The organism is Clostridium sp. AF29-8BH, from assembly GCF_003478145.1.
In the GTDB taxonomy this organism is placed as follows: domain Bacteria; phylum Bacillota; class Clostridia; order Lachnospirales; family Lachnospiraceae; genus Otoolea; species Otoolea fessa.
The window spans coordinates 246,455-261,351 of the sequence record NZ_QUEL01000001.1; the positions used below are offsets into that span (position 1 = coordinate 246,455).

At 49.8% G+C, this 14,897-nt stretch carries 12 protein-coding genes and 3 pseudogenes; all 15 read left to right on the forward strand.

Annotated elements, in window-relative coordinates:
* The first annotated feature begins 145 nt into the window (after nucleotides 1-145).
* The 15 genes and pseudogenes from DWZ16_RS01085 (at nucleotide 146) to DWZ16_RS01155 (ending at nucleotide 14,882) form a co-directional block, all read left to right on the forward strand.
* Nucleotides 146-583 carry an NfeD family protein gene (locus tag DWZ16_RS01085; RefSeq protein ID WP_118468002.1) on the forward strand — a complete coding sequence of 146 codons (438 nt, stop codon included), beginning with the start codon at nucleotides 146-148 and terminating at the stop codon, nucleotides 581-583.
* 5 nt (nucleotides 584-588) lie between these two features.
* Nucleotides 589-1,525: pseudogene (locus tag DWZ16_RS01090) on the forward strand (SPFH domain-containing protein).
* Between the two features lie 237 nt (nucleotides 1,526-1,762).
* Nucleotides 1,763-2,071 carry a DUF6637 family protein gene (locus DWZ16_RS01095; RefSeq protein ID WP_022359804.1) on the forward strand — a complete coding sequence of 103 codons (309 nt, stop codon included), beginning with the start codon at nucleotides 1,763-1,765 and terminating at the stop codon, nucleotides 2,069-2,071.
* A 5-nt stretch (nucleotides 2,072-2,076) separates the two neighbouring features.
* A complete protein-coding gene (locus DWZ16_RS01100; protein ID WP_118472057.1) occupies nucleotides 2,077-3,057 on the forward strand; it encodes a biotin--[acetyl-CoA-carboxylase] ligase in 981 nt (326 codons plus the stop codon).
* Nucleotides 3,050-4,240, forward strand: a complete 1,191-nt coding sequence (locus DWZ16_RS01105; RefSeq protein ID WP_118522127.1) for an A/G-specific adenine glycosylase — start codon at nucleotides 3,050-3,052, stop codon at nucleotides 4,238-4,240. The genes DWZ16_RS01100 and DWZ16_RS01105 overlap by 8 nt, the downstream gene beginning before the upstream one ends.
* A 38-nt stretch (nucleotides 4,241-4,278) precedes the next feature.
* The gene (locus DWZ16_RS01110) at nucleotides 4,279-5,199 is read left to right on the forward strand and encodes a diacylglycerol/lipid kinase family protein (protein ID WP_118522128.1); all 921 of its coding nucleotides are present in this window, start codon (nucleotides 4,279-4,281) and stop codon (nucleotides 5,197-5,199) included.
* Nucleotides 5,200-5,503: 304 nt separating this feature from the next.
* Complete coding sequence (gene rpoD / locus DWZ16_RS01115) at nucleotides 5,504-6,631, forward strand: RNA polymerase sigma factor RpoD (protein ID WP_022359808.1); 1,128 nt, start codon at nucleotides 5,504-5,506, stop codon at nucleotides 6,629-6,631.
* A 262-nt stretch (nucleotides 6,632-6,893) separates the two neighbouring features.
* The gene (locus DWZ16_RS01120; protein ID WP_118522129.1) at nucleotides 6,894-7,586 is read left to right on the forward strand and encodes an epoxyqueuosine reductase QueH; all 693 of its coding nucleotides are present in this window, start codon (nucleotides 6,894-6,896) and stop codon (nucleotides 7,584-7,586) included.
* A gap of 268 nt (nucleotides 7,587-7,854) precedes the next feature.
* On the forward strand, nucleotides 7,855-8,538 hold the full coding sequence (locus DWZ16_RS01125) for an HAD family hydrolase (protein ID WP_118522130.1): 684 nt from the start codon (nucleotides 7,855-7,857) through the stop codon (nucleotides 8,536-8,538).
* Nucleotides 8,539-8,667: 129 nt separating this feature from the next.
* Nucleotides 8,668-9,924, forward strand: coding sequence for a metal ABC transporter substrate-binding protein (locus tag DWZ16_RS01130; RefSeq protein WP_118472054.1), 1,257 nt, complete (start codon nucleotides 8,668-8,670; stop codon nucleotides 9,922-9,924).
* An 89-nt stretch (nucleotides 9,925-10,013) separates the two neighbouring features.
* Nucleotides 10,014-10,715 (forward strand): annotated as a pseudogene (locus DWZ16_RS01135) (ABC transporter ATP-binding protein); the annotation flags it as partial.
* A gap of 147 nt (nucleotides 10,716-10,862) precedes the next feature.
* On the forward strand, nucleotides 10,863-11,690 hold the full coding sequence (locus DWZ16_RS01140) for a metal ABC transporter permease (RefSeq protein WP_107000157.1): 828 nt from the start codon (nucleotides 10,863-10,865) through the stop codon (nucleotides 11,688-11,690).
* A gap of 418 nt (nucleotides 11,691-12,108) precedes the next feature.
* A complete protein-coding gene (locus DWZ16_RS01150) occupies nucleotides 12,109-13,074 on the forward strand; it encodes an MATE family efflux transporter (RefSeq protein WP_412694260.1) in 966 nt (321 codons plus the stop codon).
* The gene (locus DWZ16_RS16425; protein ID WP_412694261.1) at nucleotides 13,071-13,442 is read left to right on the forward strand and encodes an MATE family efflux transporter; all 372 of its coding nucleotides are present in this window, start codon (nucleotides 13,071-13,073) and stop codon (nucleotides 13,440-13,442) included. Before DWZ16_RS01150 ends, DWZ16_RS16425 begins: the two co-directional genes overlap by 4 nt.
* A gap of 244 nt (nucleotides 13,443-13,686) precedes the next feature.
* A pseudogene (locus DWZ16_RS01155) lies at nucleotides 13,687-14,882 on the forward strand (CobW family GTP-binding protein).
* Nucleotides 14,883-14,897 lie beyond the last annotated feature (15 nt).

The following is a 14,897-nucleotide window of genomic DNA, read 5'->3' on the forward strand; positions in this document are numbered from 1 at the left end:
TGCAGATCGATATGTTCCATTAAGAAGTTTGTAATAAAACCGTAAGTTCAAAAACAGAGCTGATTGGTTGATAAATGTCAGAAAATATTGTATACTAGTTTTAAGATATCAGGGTCAAAAGACCTATATGGAAGGAGGGGATGACATGGCAGTATGGTGTGTCTGGCTGGCGGTGTTTGTAGTGTGTATCGGGCTGGAAGCAGCGTCGATGGCGCTGACTTCGATCTGGTTTGCTGGAGGCGCTCTGATTGCGTGTGTCCTGTCGATCGCGGGAGTGAATCTTTACATCCAGATGGCAGTGTTTGTCGTTGTTTCATTCCTTCTTTTGTATTCAACAAGACCATTGGCACTCCGGTATATCAATCAGAAGACGGTGCGGACCAATGTGGACGCGCTGGTGGGTAAAAAAGCGCGGGTAACCGCAGAGATTGATAACGACGAGGCGAGAGGGACGGCGATGGTGTCCGGTCAGGAATGGACGGCACGCTCGGCGGATGGAAGCCGGATTCCGAAGGATACGATGGTACAGATTCAGGCGGTCAGCGGCGTCAAGCTGATTGTCAGCAAATGTAAGGAGGAGTAGGAAATATGGGAGCAGTTATCAGTTTTCTTGTCATTGCAATTGTAGTACTTCTGATTTTGTCATCCTGTATCCGGATTGTGCCGCAGGCACAGGCATTAGTCGTAGAGCGTCTGGGTGCTTATCTGGAGACATGGTCGGTTGGCGTGCATTTCAAGGTGCCGTTCATTGACCGCGTGGCAAAAAGAGTCATTTTAAAAGAGCAGGTTGTAGATTTTGCACCGCAGCCGGTTATCACGAAAGATAACGTTACGATGAAGATTGATACGGTTGTATTTTTCCAGATCACGGATCCGAAGCTGTTTGCGTATGGTGTTGAGAACCCGATCATGGCGATCGAGAACCTGACGGCGACCACCCTTCGAAATATCATCGGTGATCTCGAACTTGACCAGACCTTAACCTCCCGTGAGACGATCAACACGAAGATGCGCGCTGCACTCGATGTGGCGACAGACCCGTGGGGAATCAAGGTAAACCGTGTTGAGTTGAAAAATATCATTCCTCCGGCAGCTATTCAGGATGCGATGGAGAAACAGATGAAGGCAGAGCGTGAGCGCCGTGAGTCCATTCTCCGTGCCGAAGGCGAGAAGAAATCGACGATCCTGGTAGCCGAAGGTAAGAAAGAGTCCGCGATTCTGGAAGCAGAAGCAGAGAAGGAAGCGGCGATCCTGCGTGCAGAAGCACAGAAGGAAAAGATGATCCGCGAGGCAGAAGGTGAGGCGGAAGCGATCCTCAAAGTCCAGAAAGCGGAAGCAGACGGACTTCGCTTCATCAAGGAAGCAGGCGCGGACAATGCAGTGCTGCAGCTCAAGAGCCTGGAGGCATTTGCCAAAGCAGCGGACGGCAAGGCAACAAAGATCATCATCCGTCCGAGATCCAGGCATTGCCGGTCTGGTAAAGGGTCTGACAGAAGTTGGCGCGGATGGTCAAAAGGCAGAGTAGCCGGGAGTGAGCGGCTCTAAGTTATAAAAAGAAGGTATAAGAAAAGGCTGGTGGTTATGTAAAGCAGGAACCGCAGCCTTTTTCGATTTCTTTTTTGACAAGCTTGCGGACATTCGGTATAATATCCCATAGTGATATGTATACCCATATATGTTGATGAAAGGGTATATGCAAGAAGCTATGTGCTATATGAAGAATGAGGCTGTTGTTTGCGAATATAAGTAAGGAGTGGATGCGTTGAACCTGCAGGAAAAAAGAAAGAAAAGCGCGAATATCGCGTTTGCCCTGGATATGCTTCATATCGTAGTGGGTATATTGATCGTGATATTTGCGGTTCTTGCGTTTCTGAACCCGGATGAAAACCGGATTTTGTTTCCGGTAATCTTTCTTCTGGCGGCGGTACTGAATTTTGCCAATGGCTATGACCGCTATCGCCGGGGAAGGGGAAGAAAGCATCTGCGGACCGGCGGAATGATCCTGATGGCAGTGGGAGCAGGATTGTTCCTTTTATGTATTGTCAGTACACTTACAATATGGTGGGGGTAATAAAAGTGAAAACAGAAGTTTTGCGAATGTTAAAAGAAACGGATGATTACCTGTCCGGACAGGAGATCTGTGAGCGTTTAAATGTATCACGGACGGCAGTCTGGAAAGTTATCAAACAGTTGGAGACAGAAGGATACGAGATAGAGGCGGTCCGGAACCGCGGTTACCGGCTGCGTTTCCTGGGCGATGTTCTCAGCCAGGCAGAGCTGGAGAGCAGCATCGACAGCGAGTGGGCTGGAAAAAATATTTTATATTTTGACGAGACGGATTCAACCAATACCGAGATCAAGAAAGCGGCGGAGAAAGATGCCCCGCACGGTACGCTGGCAGTCGCGGATTATCAGTCGATGGGAAAGGGACGCCGCGGAAGAAGCTGGGCGGCGCCGCATGGCGTCGGCATCTGGATGAGCCTGCTTCTGCGCCCGGAGCTTCCTCCGACCTGCGCGTCGATGCTGACGCTGGTGGCGGCTCTGGCAGTTGCCGACGGGATTCGGGAGGTTTGTGATCTGGAGGCAAAGATCAAGTGGCCGAACGATATCGTCGTCAATGGAAAGAAGGTCTGCGGTATCCTGACCGAGATGAGCACGGAATTAGAGTGTATTAATTATATCGTGACTGGTATTGGTATCAACGTGGCAAATCACGAGTTCCCGGAGGAGATTCGGGATGTGGCAACGTCTCTGTATCTGGAGACAGGAAAAGAAGTGCGCCGCAGCCAGCTTATCGCCGCGATCATGCGTGCGTATGAGGGATATTATGATAAATTCATGGAAAACCAGAACATGAAATCCCTGATGGACGTTTATAACAGCCGTCTGGCAAACTGCGGTACACAGGTGCGCGTCCTGTCTCCGGGCAATGAGTATACGGGCATGGCGCTTGGAATTGATGAGATGGGCGAACTGCTGGTCCGCACAGAAGACGGAAAGGTATGCAAGGTGATCTCAGGAGAGGTATCTGTCCGGGGCATTTACGGATATGTATAAAGATTTTTATGCGTCGTTGAAGCCTTTAGAGGGGGAAATACCTTATGCGGAAGAAGAGAGGCTGGCGGCATCCGGCGCTCCATTGCTCTCCTGGTACCGGAAAAACCGGCGGCTCCTTCCGTGGCGGGAGAATCCGGAACCGTATTCGGTCTGGATTTCGGAGATCATGCTGCAGCAGACTCGGGTAGAGGCGGTCAAACCGTACTTTGCCCGTTTTATGGAAGCACTCCCGGACATCACCTCGCTCGCACAGGTGGACGAAGAGCGGCTTTTGAAGCTGTGGGAGGGACTTGGGTATTATTCCAGAGCCCGGAACCTAAAAAAGGCAGCGGTCTGCCTGATGGAAGACTACGGCGGTCAGATGCCGGCGTCGCGGGATGAGATATTGAAACTTCCGGGCATCGGAAGTTATACAGCCGGGGCAGTTGCGTCGATCGCGTATGATCTGCCGGCTCCGGCGCTGGATGGAAATGTGGTGCGTGTTCTGACACGCCTGTTTGCTGACCCACAGGACAGCACGAAGCCGGCGCTTCGAAAGAAATATGAGCGGCGCCTGGAGGCGGAACTTGTGCGCCGGACGGAGGAAAGAGATTCCTATTTGTTAGCCGGTGATGATGCCGGTGAGGTTTCAACGGCATCACGGTCAGAAGAGCTATTTCATCCAGGTGAATATAATCAGGCATGGATCGAGCTGGGCGCGCTTGTCTGCATCCCGGGCGGACGTCCGCTCTGTGAAAAGTGCCCGCTGGAATCCCTTTGTCTGGCGCACCGGCGGGGAGAGGAGGAGCAATATCCGGTCAAGCCGCCGAAAAAGCCGCGCCGGATCGAGGAAAAAACGGTCTGCCTGATTGAGTGGGAGGATACGGTGGCGATCCGCAAGCGCAGCAGCAAGGGATTGTTGGCGTCCCTCTACGAATATGTCAATCTGGACGGAAAAAAGAGTGCGGCGGAGGCAGCGAAAGAACTGGGGATCGCGGAGGCGGATATCAGGGAAACCGAGGATCTGCCGGATGCAGTCCACATTTTTTCCCATGTTGAATGGCATATGTGCGGACGCAGAATCCGCCTGAAACGGGCATCCGGTTATCAGGATAAAGCAGTTTTGATGGTGTGCCGGGCACAGCTGCAGGATCGCTATCCGATCCCCAATGCATTTCGCGTGTATACAAATATATTAATATGAAATACTGTTAGTGTGGGGGAGCAGGAGAAATGGCGATTATGAAAAAAATGCTTTTTATCATCAATCCGAGATCTGGCAAAGAACAGATTCGAAGTCGTCTTCTTGAAATTTTAGATAGTTTTGTAAAGGCGGGCTATGGACCGTCTGTTTATATTACGCAGGGCCCGAAGGATGCGGAGTATCAGGCGGCGCGTGCGAAAACGAAGGAACTGGTCGTGTGCAGCGGCGGGGACGGTACGCTCAACGAGGTGGTATCGGGGCTGATGACGATCACCCCGGAAAAGCGTCCGGAGTTAGGGTATATCCCGTCGGGTTCCACGAATGATTTCGCATCCAGTCTGGGACTTCCGAAAAATATGCGGAAAGCGGCGCAGACAGCTGCGCTGGGAAAGCCATTTCTGGTGGATGTCGGTGTATTCGGCAAAAACCGGTATTTCGTCTATGTGGCGGCGTTCGGAGCATTTACGGAGGTATCCTATTCGACCCCGCAGGAGACGAAAAATATTTTGGGGCATCAGGCATATATGCTGGAAGCTATCAAACGCCTGACAGGGCTTAAATCCTACCGGATGCGCCTTACGTGGGAACATCTGGGGGAGCAGAGAGAATTGGAAGAGGAATTTATTCTGGGAATGGTGACCAATACGATCTCGATCGGAGGTTTTAAAGGACTGGTTGGTATGGACGTGGCGCTGGATGACGGGGAGTTTGAGGTGCTTCTGGTCCGGAAACCGCGCACGCCGCTTGACATTGCAAGTATTGCTGGCTATCTGATTCAGAGAGAGGGCGAAAATGAATGCGTATTCAAGTTCCGCACCTCGAAACTGACGGTACAGTCGGAGGAGCTGGTGGACTGGTCGCTGGACGGTGAGTTTGGTGGAAGCCAGACAGAGGTCGTGATTGAAAATAAACCAAGAGAGATTGCGATCAGGGTGCCTAAAGTTACGGTTCGCGGGTAGGTACTTTTGGAACCGAAAGTGCCGTGAGAAAACGTGGTGGCAGCAGGAATTTGCCGTATTTAAATGCGAAGCCACGGCAAATTGCGTTACTGGGCACGTATGCGTGAACAGTAACTGCCTAAATAGAAATAGATCGAAAAATTTCGAAAATTGTTGAAAAATAGAATTTAATCGTATATAATGTACTTTCGGGATATTGCAGGGAAAGGTGCAGGGAAATAAAAGCACACAAACAATCGAGGGACAATATCACGTTAGATATAAAGAAACTTCTAAGCGAAATAAATCGAAAGGACGTTAATTCGTGGAGAAAGAAAATTTTTTAGGTAAGTTAAGGAAACTGGTAGAGTTAGCAAAGTCCAAGCAGAACGCGCTGGACGTGACAGAGATCAATAACTTTTTTATGGGCGATAATCTGCAGACAGAGCAGATGGAGCAGATTTACAATTATCTGGAGCAGAATAATATTGATGTCATTCCGGAGGTGATCGATGATTCGATCCTCAAGGAAAATGATTCGATGCTCGATGATGATGTGGATGATGAATTCCTCAAGAACGAGGAAGAGGATATCGATCTGGATGCGATCGATCTGTTAGAGGGAATCGGCACGGAAGATCCGGTCCGCATGTACCTGAAAGAGATCGGTACCGTTCCGCTTCTGAGCGCGGAGGAGGAGATCCGCCTTGCAAAGCGCAAAGCAGAGGGTGATGTGAATGCAAAAGAGCGCCTGATTGAGGCAAACCTGCGCCTGGTTGTCAGCATTGCAAAGCGCTATACAGGACGCGGCATGAGCTTCCTGGATCTGGTTCAGGAAGGCAATCTGGGTCTTATTAAGGGCGTTGAGAAGTTTGATTATACAAAGGGTTATAAGTTAAGTACATATGCGACCTGGTGGATTCGTCAGTCTGTTACAAGGGCTCTGGCGGATCAGGCGAGAACTATCCGTGTCCCGGTGCATATGGTAGAGACGATCAACAAGATGTCCAAGATGCAGCGTAAGCTGACGCTGGAACTGGGCTATGAGCCGTCGGTGGCAGAGCTTTCCGAGGCGCTTGGCATGTCCGAGGATAAGGTCATGGAGATCATGCAGATCGCACGTGAGCCAGCTTCCCTGGAAACCCCGATCGGTGAGGAAGACGATTCCAATCTGGGTGATTTCGTAGCGGACGGCAACGTGGTAACGCCGGAAGGGAATGTAGAATCTGTTATGCTGCGTGAGCATATCGATGCATTGCTTGGAGACCTGAAGGAGAGAGAGCGTCAGGTTATTATTCTCCGGTTTGGTCTGGAGGACGGACATCCGAGAACCCTGGAAGAGGTCGGAAAAGCATTCAACGTAACGAGAGAGCGTATCCGCCAGATCGAGGCAAAAGCACTTCGTAAATTAAGAAATCCGGTCCGGAGCAAACGGATTCGCGATTTCCTGTAAGAGTTGTATCATTTTGATAAAAAGGGAAATTTGTTTGGAATTTTCTGAAAGGTTTAATAAAAAGATAAAGCAGTTTGTACCCGTCCGTGGGTACAGGCTGCTTTTTCAAGTTTTGAAGAATATGAATTATTGTGCATATCTTCATATGACGTCTAAGGATGGAAATGATGTTTGTCAGGAAAGAAGCGTTTCGGATAGAAGTATCGTGTGCTAGAAGGAAAATGCACGGACAGATGGGAACTTATAGAAAGAGGAGAGAAAAATGTCGGAACCAATGAAAAATCCGCCAGCCAGAAAGACACAGACGGCGAGACGGAATTATCAGAAAGAAATGGAAAAAGTGCTGGATGCAGCAGTCCGGGACGGCAGAGTTCCGACTTTATTTCTCCACAGCTGTTGTGCGCCGTGCAGCAGCTACGTGCTGGAATATCTGTCGCAGTATTTTTCGATTACGGTGTTCTACTACAATCCGAATATTTCACCGAAAGAGGAATATGAGGCGCGCACGGAGGAGGTACAGCGGCTGATCCGGGAGCTTCCAGCGGTGCATCCGATCCGGTTTGTAGAAGGAAAATACGACCCGGAATGCTACTATGAGGCAGTCCGGGGGCATGAGAAGGATCCGGAGGGCGGCGAGCGCTGCGGTATTTGTTTTGAGATGCGCCTACGGGAAGCGGCGAAGCTGGCAGCCGAGGGCGGCTATGACTGGTTCACGACGACCCTCACGATCAGTCCGCTCAAAAATGCCGGGCGCCTCAATACGATCGGGCAGGCGATGGGAGAAGAGTATCATGTGGCATTTCTGCCGTCGGATTTCAAGAAAAAAGAGGGATATAAGCGCTCGATCGAGCTGTCGGCGCAGTATCATCTATACCGGCAGAATTACTGCGGATGCGTGTTCTCGAAGCGGGAGCGTGAAGAGCAGATGCAGAAGGAGAGGCAGGAAACATCGTGATTTGCGGGGTGATATGTTTGGTTGAAGATGAGTTTGTATGGATGATTGCCTGTAGCTGTGAAAGTATGAAACGGCTGTGAGGGGAAAAAGTGGTACTGTTCACAGGTAGGCACTTTTGGAACCGAAAGTGCCGTAAGAAAACGTGGTGGCAGCAGGAATTTGCCGTATTTAAATGCGAAGCCACGGCAAATTCCGTTACTGAGCACGTATGCGTGAACAGTAACAAAAAAGTTACAAGAAAAGATGGAAACAGAAAGGAAGAAACGCAATGTACCGCTTATGTATATTTGATTTGGATGGAACTCTTTTAAATACGGTTTATGCGCTGACTTATGTGACAAATTTAACATTGGATGCATTCGGACTGCGCCATGTTACACCGGAGGAAACGAAACGGATCGTGGGAAATGGATACCGGATGCAGATGAAGCGCGCGCTGGTGCTGGCGGGGGACGAGAAGTTGGTTCATTATGAAGCGTCGCTTCCGATTTATATGGAGAATTTCTCTAAATACTGCCTGAAAGACGTAGAGCCATATGACGGTATCCGGGAACTGCTGGCGTCGTTAAAAGAGATGGGTGTACATGTGGCTGTCCTTTCGAACAAGCCGCATGATCAGGCAATTGTGAATATTGAGACATTCTTTGGGAAAGGATATTTTGATGTGGTGCGCGGCGAGCAGGCGGGAACGCCGAAAAAACCGGCTCCAGACGGGGCGTTCGCCATCTGCCGGGAACTGGGTATAAAACAGGAAGAGTGTCTGTATCTGGGCGATACGAATACAGATATGGAAACTGGGCTGAATGCCGGAATGGACACGGTCGGCGTGCTCTGGGGCTTCCGTGACCGGGAAGAGCTGGAAGGCTGCCATCCGCAGTATATTGTGGCACATCCGTCGGAAGTAGCGGAGATTGTGAAGAAAAAGAATGAGTCACATGGAAGAATGGAGTAGTGTCTGTGTTTGTTCATAGCTGTGAAAAGAGAAACAGTTGTGAAAGAAAATGATATTTGAAAGAGTAATTCGAAATGTTTATTGAAAAACATTTACTGAAATAGAAGAAGTTAAGGGTAAAAAAGAAATATGGTAAAACACAAGAATGGATTTAAATGTAAATGGATATCATGGATGCTTGCTTTTTTGATTGCCTTTTCCTGTGTTCTTACAGCGTGTACGCCACGGCGGGGAACTGCATCGTCTGATTCATCGTCGAATCCGTTAAAAGGGGCAGATGCGTCTGGTGATACGCGCTTAAACGTTGTGACGACGCTATTTCCGTATTACGATTTTCTCCGGCAGATTGCCGGGGATTCGATCCGGCTGACGATGGTTGTTCCGGCGGGCATGGACAGCCATTCGTTCGAGCCGACGCCGGCGGACATGATCACGATCCAGAATGCAGATCTGTTAGTCTGCAACGGCGGTACGATGGAACAGTGGCTTTCGCAGGTGCTTGATTCCTTCGGGGAAGGCACCGGACCGAAGCGCGTCGTGACGATGATGGACTGCGTGGATGTAGTGCAGGAGGAGATCGTCGAGGGCATGGAAGATGGAGAGGCGCACGATCATGGACATACGCATGTTCATGCGGATGGAACAGTTCATGCGGGTGATCACGATCATGAGTCGGAAGATCATGCTCACAGTGAAGAAGAACATGAGCCAGAGGACCATGTTTACAGTGAAGAAGAACACGACACAGAAGAGCATATTCACAGCGAGGATGAGCATGATATGGAAGATGTGGCGGTTCATGATGAAGATCACGCTCAAGAGTATCTGGATGAGGACGATGGTCACGGCGTCGAGATTGAATATGACGAGCACATCTGGACATCCCCGGTCAATGCGAAAAAGCTGGCCGGCGTGCTGGCGGAGGTGCTGGCACAGGAAGATCCGGCGCACGCGGCTTCCTATGCGGAAAACTGCGCGTCCTATCAGGATAAATTGACGGAATTGGATGCAGAATTCAGAGAAGTTGTCTCCCATGCCAAGCGCCGTCTCGTCGTTTTCGGTGATAAATTTCCACTCCGGTACTTTTTCGATGAGTATGGGCTGGAATACAGGGCGGCATTTTCAGGATGCAGTACGGATACGGAGCCGAGTGCCAAGACCATCGCCTACCTGATCGATAAGGTGCGGGAGGAACAGATACCAGCCGTCTATTACCTGGAGCTTTCCAGCCCGCGCGTGGCGGAGATCATCGGGGAAGAGACGGGCGCGGAACCACTGTTGTTCCACTCCTGCCACAATGTGACGAGACACCAGTTTGATTCGGGCGTTACCTATCTGGAATTGATGGAGCAGAATGTAAAGAACTTGAAAAAGGGATTGTCATAAAAAGAATAGATGATTATGGGAAAAAGTCTTTAGCCATGGTGAATGTTTATGACAATAGAAGAGTAGAGCAGTAGTGAAAGGAATTATAGATGGGATTACTCTTAAAATGTGAGCATGTAGGTTTTGGTTATGAAAACCAGGATGCGGTGCTGGATGTGAACCTGGAGGTAAATGAGGGCGATTACATCTGCATTGTCGGGGAAAATGGTTCGGGAAAAAGTACCCTGATGAAGGGCATTCTGGGACTTTTAAAACCGACTTCGGGCAGGATTGAATATTCGGAAGAATTAAAAAAAGCCGGTATTGGTTACCTGCCGCAGCAGACCGACGCGCAGAAGGACTTTCCAGCGACTGTGTTTGAGGTGGTTATCTCCGGGTGCCTGGGAAAACGCGGCAGCCGCCCGTTTTATTCGATGAAAGAAAAGAAAGAGGCGCGGGCAAATCTGGATCGTCTGGGAATCCGCGATCTGGAAAAAAGCTGTTTCAGAGAGCTTTCCGGCGGTCAGAAACAGCGTGTTCTGATCGCGCGGGCGCTCTGTGCGACGGATAAGCTGCTGATTCTCGATGAGCCGATCACGGGACTCGATCCGTCGGCGATTCTGGACTTTTACCAGCTGATCCGGAAACTGAATCAGGAAGAAAAGGTTGCAATCCTGATGGTTTCCCATGATATGGCAAATATTGTGCATCAGGGAGGAAAAATTTTGCAGATGCGGCAGAAGCCGCTGTTCTGGGGTACGATGAAAGAATATGTGAAGAGTGAGATTGCTCATTCTTTCCTGGGACGGGAAGAGCTGGCAACTCTGGGGCACAGATGCGGAGTGCCGATGCAGAAGGATGGAATCAGGAAGATGCAGAAGCCGGAAATGGGTTCGGAAACTGATTCTGAAACGAAACAGCATTTGAAAGACAGGAATGCGGAGAAGGAGGTGTAGAAGATGGGAATTATATCTGAAATGTTATCATACCCGTTTATGGTGCGGGCGCTGATCGGCGGTCTTTTAGTCTCTCTCTGCGCCTCTCTGCTGGGTGTCAGCCTGGTGCTCAAACGTTACTCAATGATTGGAGACGGTTTATCCCATGTTTCGTTCGGATCCCTTTCGATCGCACTGGCGGCAGGCTGGTCGCCTTTAAAGGTTTCGATTCCGGTGGTCGTGCTGGCGGCATTTTTCCTGCTGCGGATCACGGAACATGGAAAAGTAAAGAGTGACGCTGCGATTGCGATGATCTCGGCCAGTGCGCTTGCAATCGGTATTATCGTAACTTCCCTGACAACCGGTATGACGACCGATGTCAGCAGCTATATGTTTGGAAGCATTCTCGCGATGAGCCGGGAAGATGTCCAGTTTGCGGCGGTGCTTTCCATGGTGGTGCTTGGATTATATCTTTTTTGCTATAACAAAGTATTTGCGGTTACCTTTGATGAGAGCTTTGCCAAGGCGACCGGCGTCAATGTGTCGCTCTATAACGTGCTGATAGCGGTTCTGACCGCGATCACGATCGTGATTGGAATGCGGATGATGGGCGCGATGCTGATCTCCAGTCTGATTATTTTCCCGGCTCTGACCTCCATGCGGGTGTTCAAGAGCTTCCGGGGCGTGGTCGTCGCATCGGGGATTCTGTCGCTGATCTGTTTCTTTGGAGGAATGGTGATGTCCTACACGTACTCAACACCGGCGGGCGCGAGCGTTGTTGTGGTGGATCTGGCGGCGTTTCTGCTCTTTTCGCTGATACAGAGAGGGATAGCTGCTACTGCCCGCAAATAGGATGTTTTTTGTAGAACATACACATTCTGTATGCTCATGTTTCTGTTCACGGGTAGGCACTTTTGGAACCGAAAGTGCCGTAAGAAAACGTGGTGGCAGCAGGAATTTGCCGGGGAGTGGTTGACAAATAAAATGGCTTGCGGTTATAATAATATCCGGTTGCCGGAATGGGCAGATCGCCAGCAAAAGCTTGCAGAGTTGCTGGTCGGCGATAGAAAACGAAAATCGAATAGCTTGTCTAAGCGTTAAAGAGACTATAGGGTTTGTACTGTTTCTGAGATAAACAGTAAAGTCCGTAGTCTCTTTTTTATTTGATAAGAAATGCTTTGCAGAAGAAACCCAGGTGTTTTTTCTGCGAAGAATGTGTCAGAAACGCTCATGAAAAGTGAAAAATAAAAAAGGGAATGGAGATGGAAAAATGGATCAGACCTACATGAAAGAAAAACCAGTTGTCCCGCTGCTGCTTTCGATGGGAATCCCGGTCATCATATCGATGATCGCCGGGGCACTCTACAATATCGTGGACAGCATTTTCGTGGCAATGATCAGTGAGGACGCGATGACGGCGGTTTCGCTTGTCTATCCGATCCAGAACCTTGCGCACGCAGCCGGGGTTGGGTTTGGTGTTGGTATCAATGCGATGGTGGCGAGACGCCTTGGCGAAGGAAAAACACGGATGGCGAACCAGACAGCATCGCAGGGAGTATTTTTAAGTGCCTTACATGGAATGATTTTAACGATTTTAGGAATGGCGGTGATTCCGTATTTCCTGCGGATGTTTACGAGCGATGAGGTAACGATTTCCTACGGACTGACGTATTTTTGCAATGTGTTTCTGTTTTCAACGATTGACACGATGGGAATGGCATATGAAAAGGTCTACCAGTCGGTTGGAAAGATGAAAATATCGATGGCAGCCGTCTTGATTGGATGCGGCGTCAATATCGTGCTGGACCCGATCTTTATCTTTGGATTAGGCCCCATGCCGGAACTGGGAATCTGCGGTGCGGCGTGGGCGACAGGAATCGGGCAGACGGCGTCGCTGCTGTTTTATTTGATTTTAAACCATGTGAAACCGTTAAATGTGGAGATTTCGCTGCGGGAAATGCGTCCGTCGAAGGAGATCTGCGGCGGTATGTATTCAGTCGGAATCGCGGCAACACTCAATATGGCGCTGACATCCCTGCTTCTGACGGCGCTCAATGCGATTCTGGCACCATTTTCGCAGGTATATATTCTGGTGCTGGGTGTTTACTACAAGCTGCAGGCATTGCTTTATCAGGGAGCCAGCGGCGTGGTGCAGGGAATGCGCCCGCTGATCGGTTACAATTACGGTGCAGGCGAGCAGGAGAGGGTGAAAAAGATCTTCCGCGCGCCCTTATGATTGTTGGCATTATCATGACAGCGGGAACCCTGCTTGGCGAGCTGGTGCCGGATTTCCTGATGGGGCTGTTTACGCAGACGCCTTCGACGGTGGAGATCGGCAGAACGGCGCTCTGGATCATCAGCCCGGGCTTTGTCATGTCAACGGTTTCCGTCATTGCTTCCGGCGCGTTTGAGGGACTTGGAATGGGACTTAAATCTCTGAAAATTTCCCTGATGCGCTATGCCGTGATTATCATTCCGATCGCATTTGTGCTCAGCCGGATCATCGGTCCTACCGGTGTCTGGCACGCGTTCTGGCTGGCAGAGCTTATCACGGCAGTGTATGCTGGGGCGAGCTGGAAGCGGACGATTACTGTGTCTTTATAGGGCGTTTTTGGTCTCAAAAAGGCTGCATATATGTGAGGCTAAAAACGTTACTGTTCACACGCGCCCAGTAACGGGATTTTGCCGATGCTTGACTTTACTAGGTATTTGTGTAAAATAATAAGTGGCTGATCGGAACTTCGGCAGATTCGGGCGATGTAAAGCTATGCATTGCCGGGATGCCAGGTACCGGGCGGACAATGATTTACAGTCAGTACACATTTGTACAGAAAAGAAGGTAAGTAAAATGACAAAGATTGATATTATTTCCGGTTTCCTGGGTGCAGGAAAGACTACGTTTATTAAACAGCTTTTAAAAGAAGCAATTTCAGGCGAGAAAGTCGTTCTGATTGAAAATGAATTTGGACAGATCGGCATTGACGGCGGTTTTTTAAAAGACGCTGGCATCGAGATCCGTGAGATGAACTCCGGCTGTATCTGCTGCTCTCTGGTCGGCGATTTTGGACGTTCCCTCGAGGAAGTTCTGACCAAATATCAGCCGGATCGTGTTATCATCGAGCCGTCAGGTGTCGGCAAGCTGTCTGATGTTATGAATGCAGTAAAAAATGTAGCTTCTGAGATTGAGGTTATGTTAAACAGTGCGGTTACCGTGGTAGATGTCAACAAATGCCGTATGTATATGAAGAACTTCGGTGAGTTTTTCAACAACCAGATCGAAAATGCAGGCACGATCGTGTTAAGCCGTACCGATGTAGCGGATCCGAAGAAGGTACAGGGCGCGGTTGAGATGCTTCGCCAGCACAATGCAAAGGCAACCATCGTGACCACTCCATGCAGCGAGCTGACCGGCGCACAGCTTCTTGAGATGATCGAGCAGGAAGATGATATGGCAGAGGAGCTGATGAAAGAGGCAAGAGAGCATATGCATGAGCATCATCACCATCATGATCATGACGATGACTGCGATTGCGGCTGCCATGACCACGATCATGAGCATCACCACCATGACGATGACTGCGACTGTGGCTGCCATGATCATGATCACGAGCATCATCACCATGACGATGACTGCGATTGTGGCTGTCATGATCACGATCATGAGCACCATCATCATGACCATGAGCATCATCATCACGACCATGATGACGAGTGTGGCTGTGGCTGCCATGACCACCACCACGATCACGAGGACACCATCATGCAGATGATGTATTTACAAGCTGGGGCTTGGAGAATGTCGGCGTGATGAAGAAAGAAGATCTGCAGAAGATTCTGGATGATCTGGCTTATGGTGATAAATACGGCGAGGTTCTGCGTGCGAAAGGCATGGTTCCGAGTGAAGAAAAGGGCGTATGGCTGCATTTTGATATGGTTCCGGAGCAGGCTGAGATCCGTGAGGGAGCACCGGATTTTACCGGAAAGGTGTGCGTGATCGGTGCCGAGCTGGACGAAGAGGGTCTGAAGGCAGCGTTCAACGCGTAAATACAAGGAGAATGA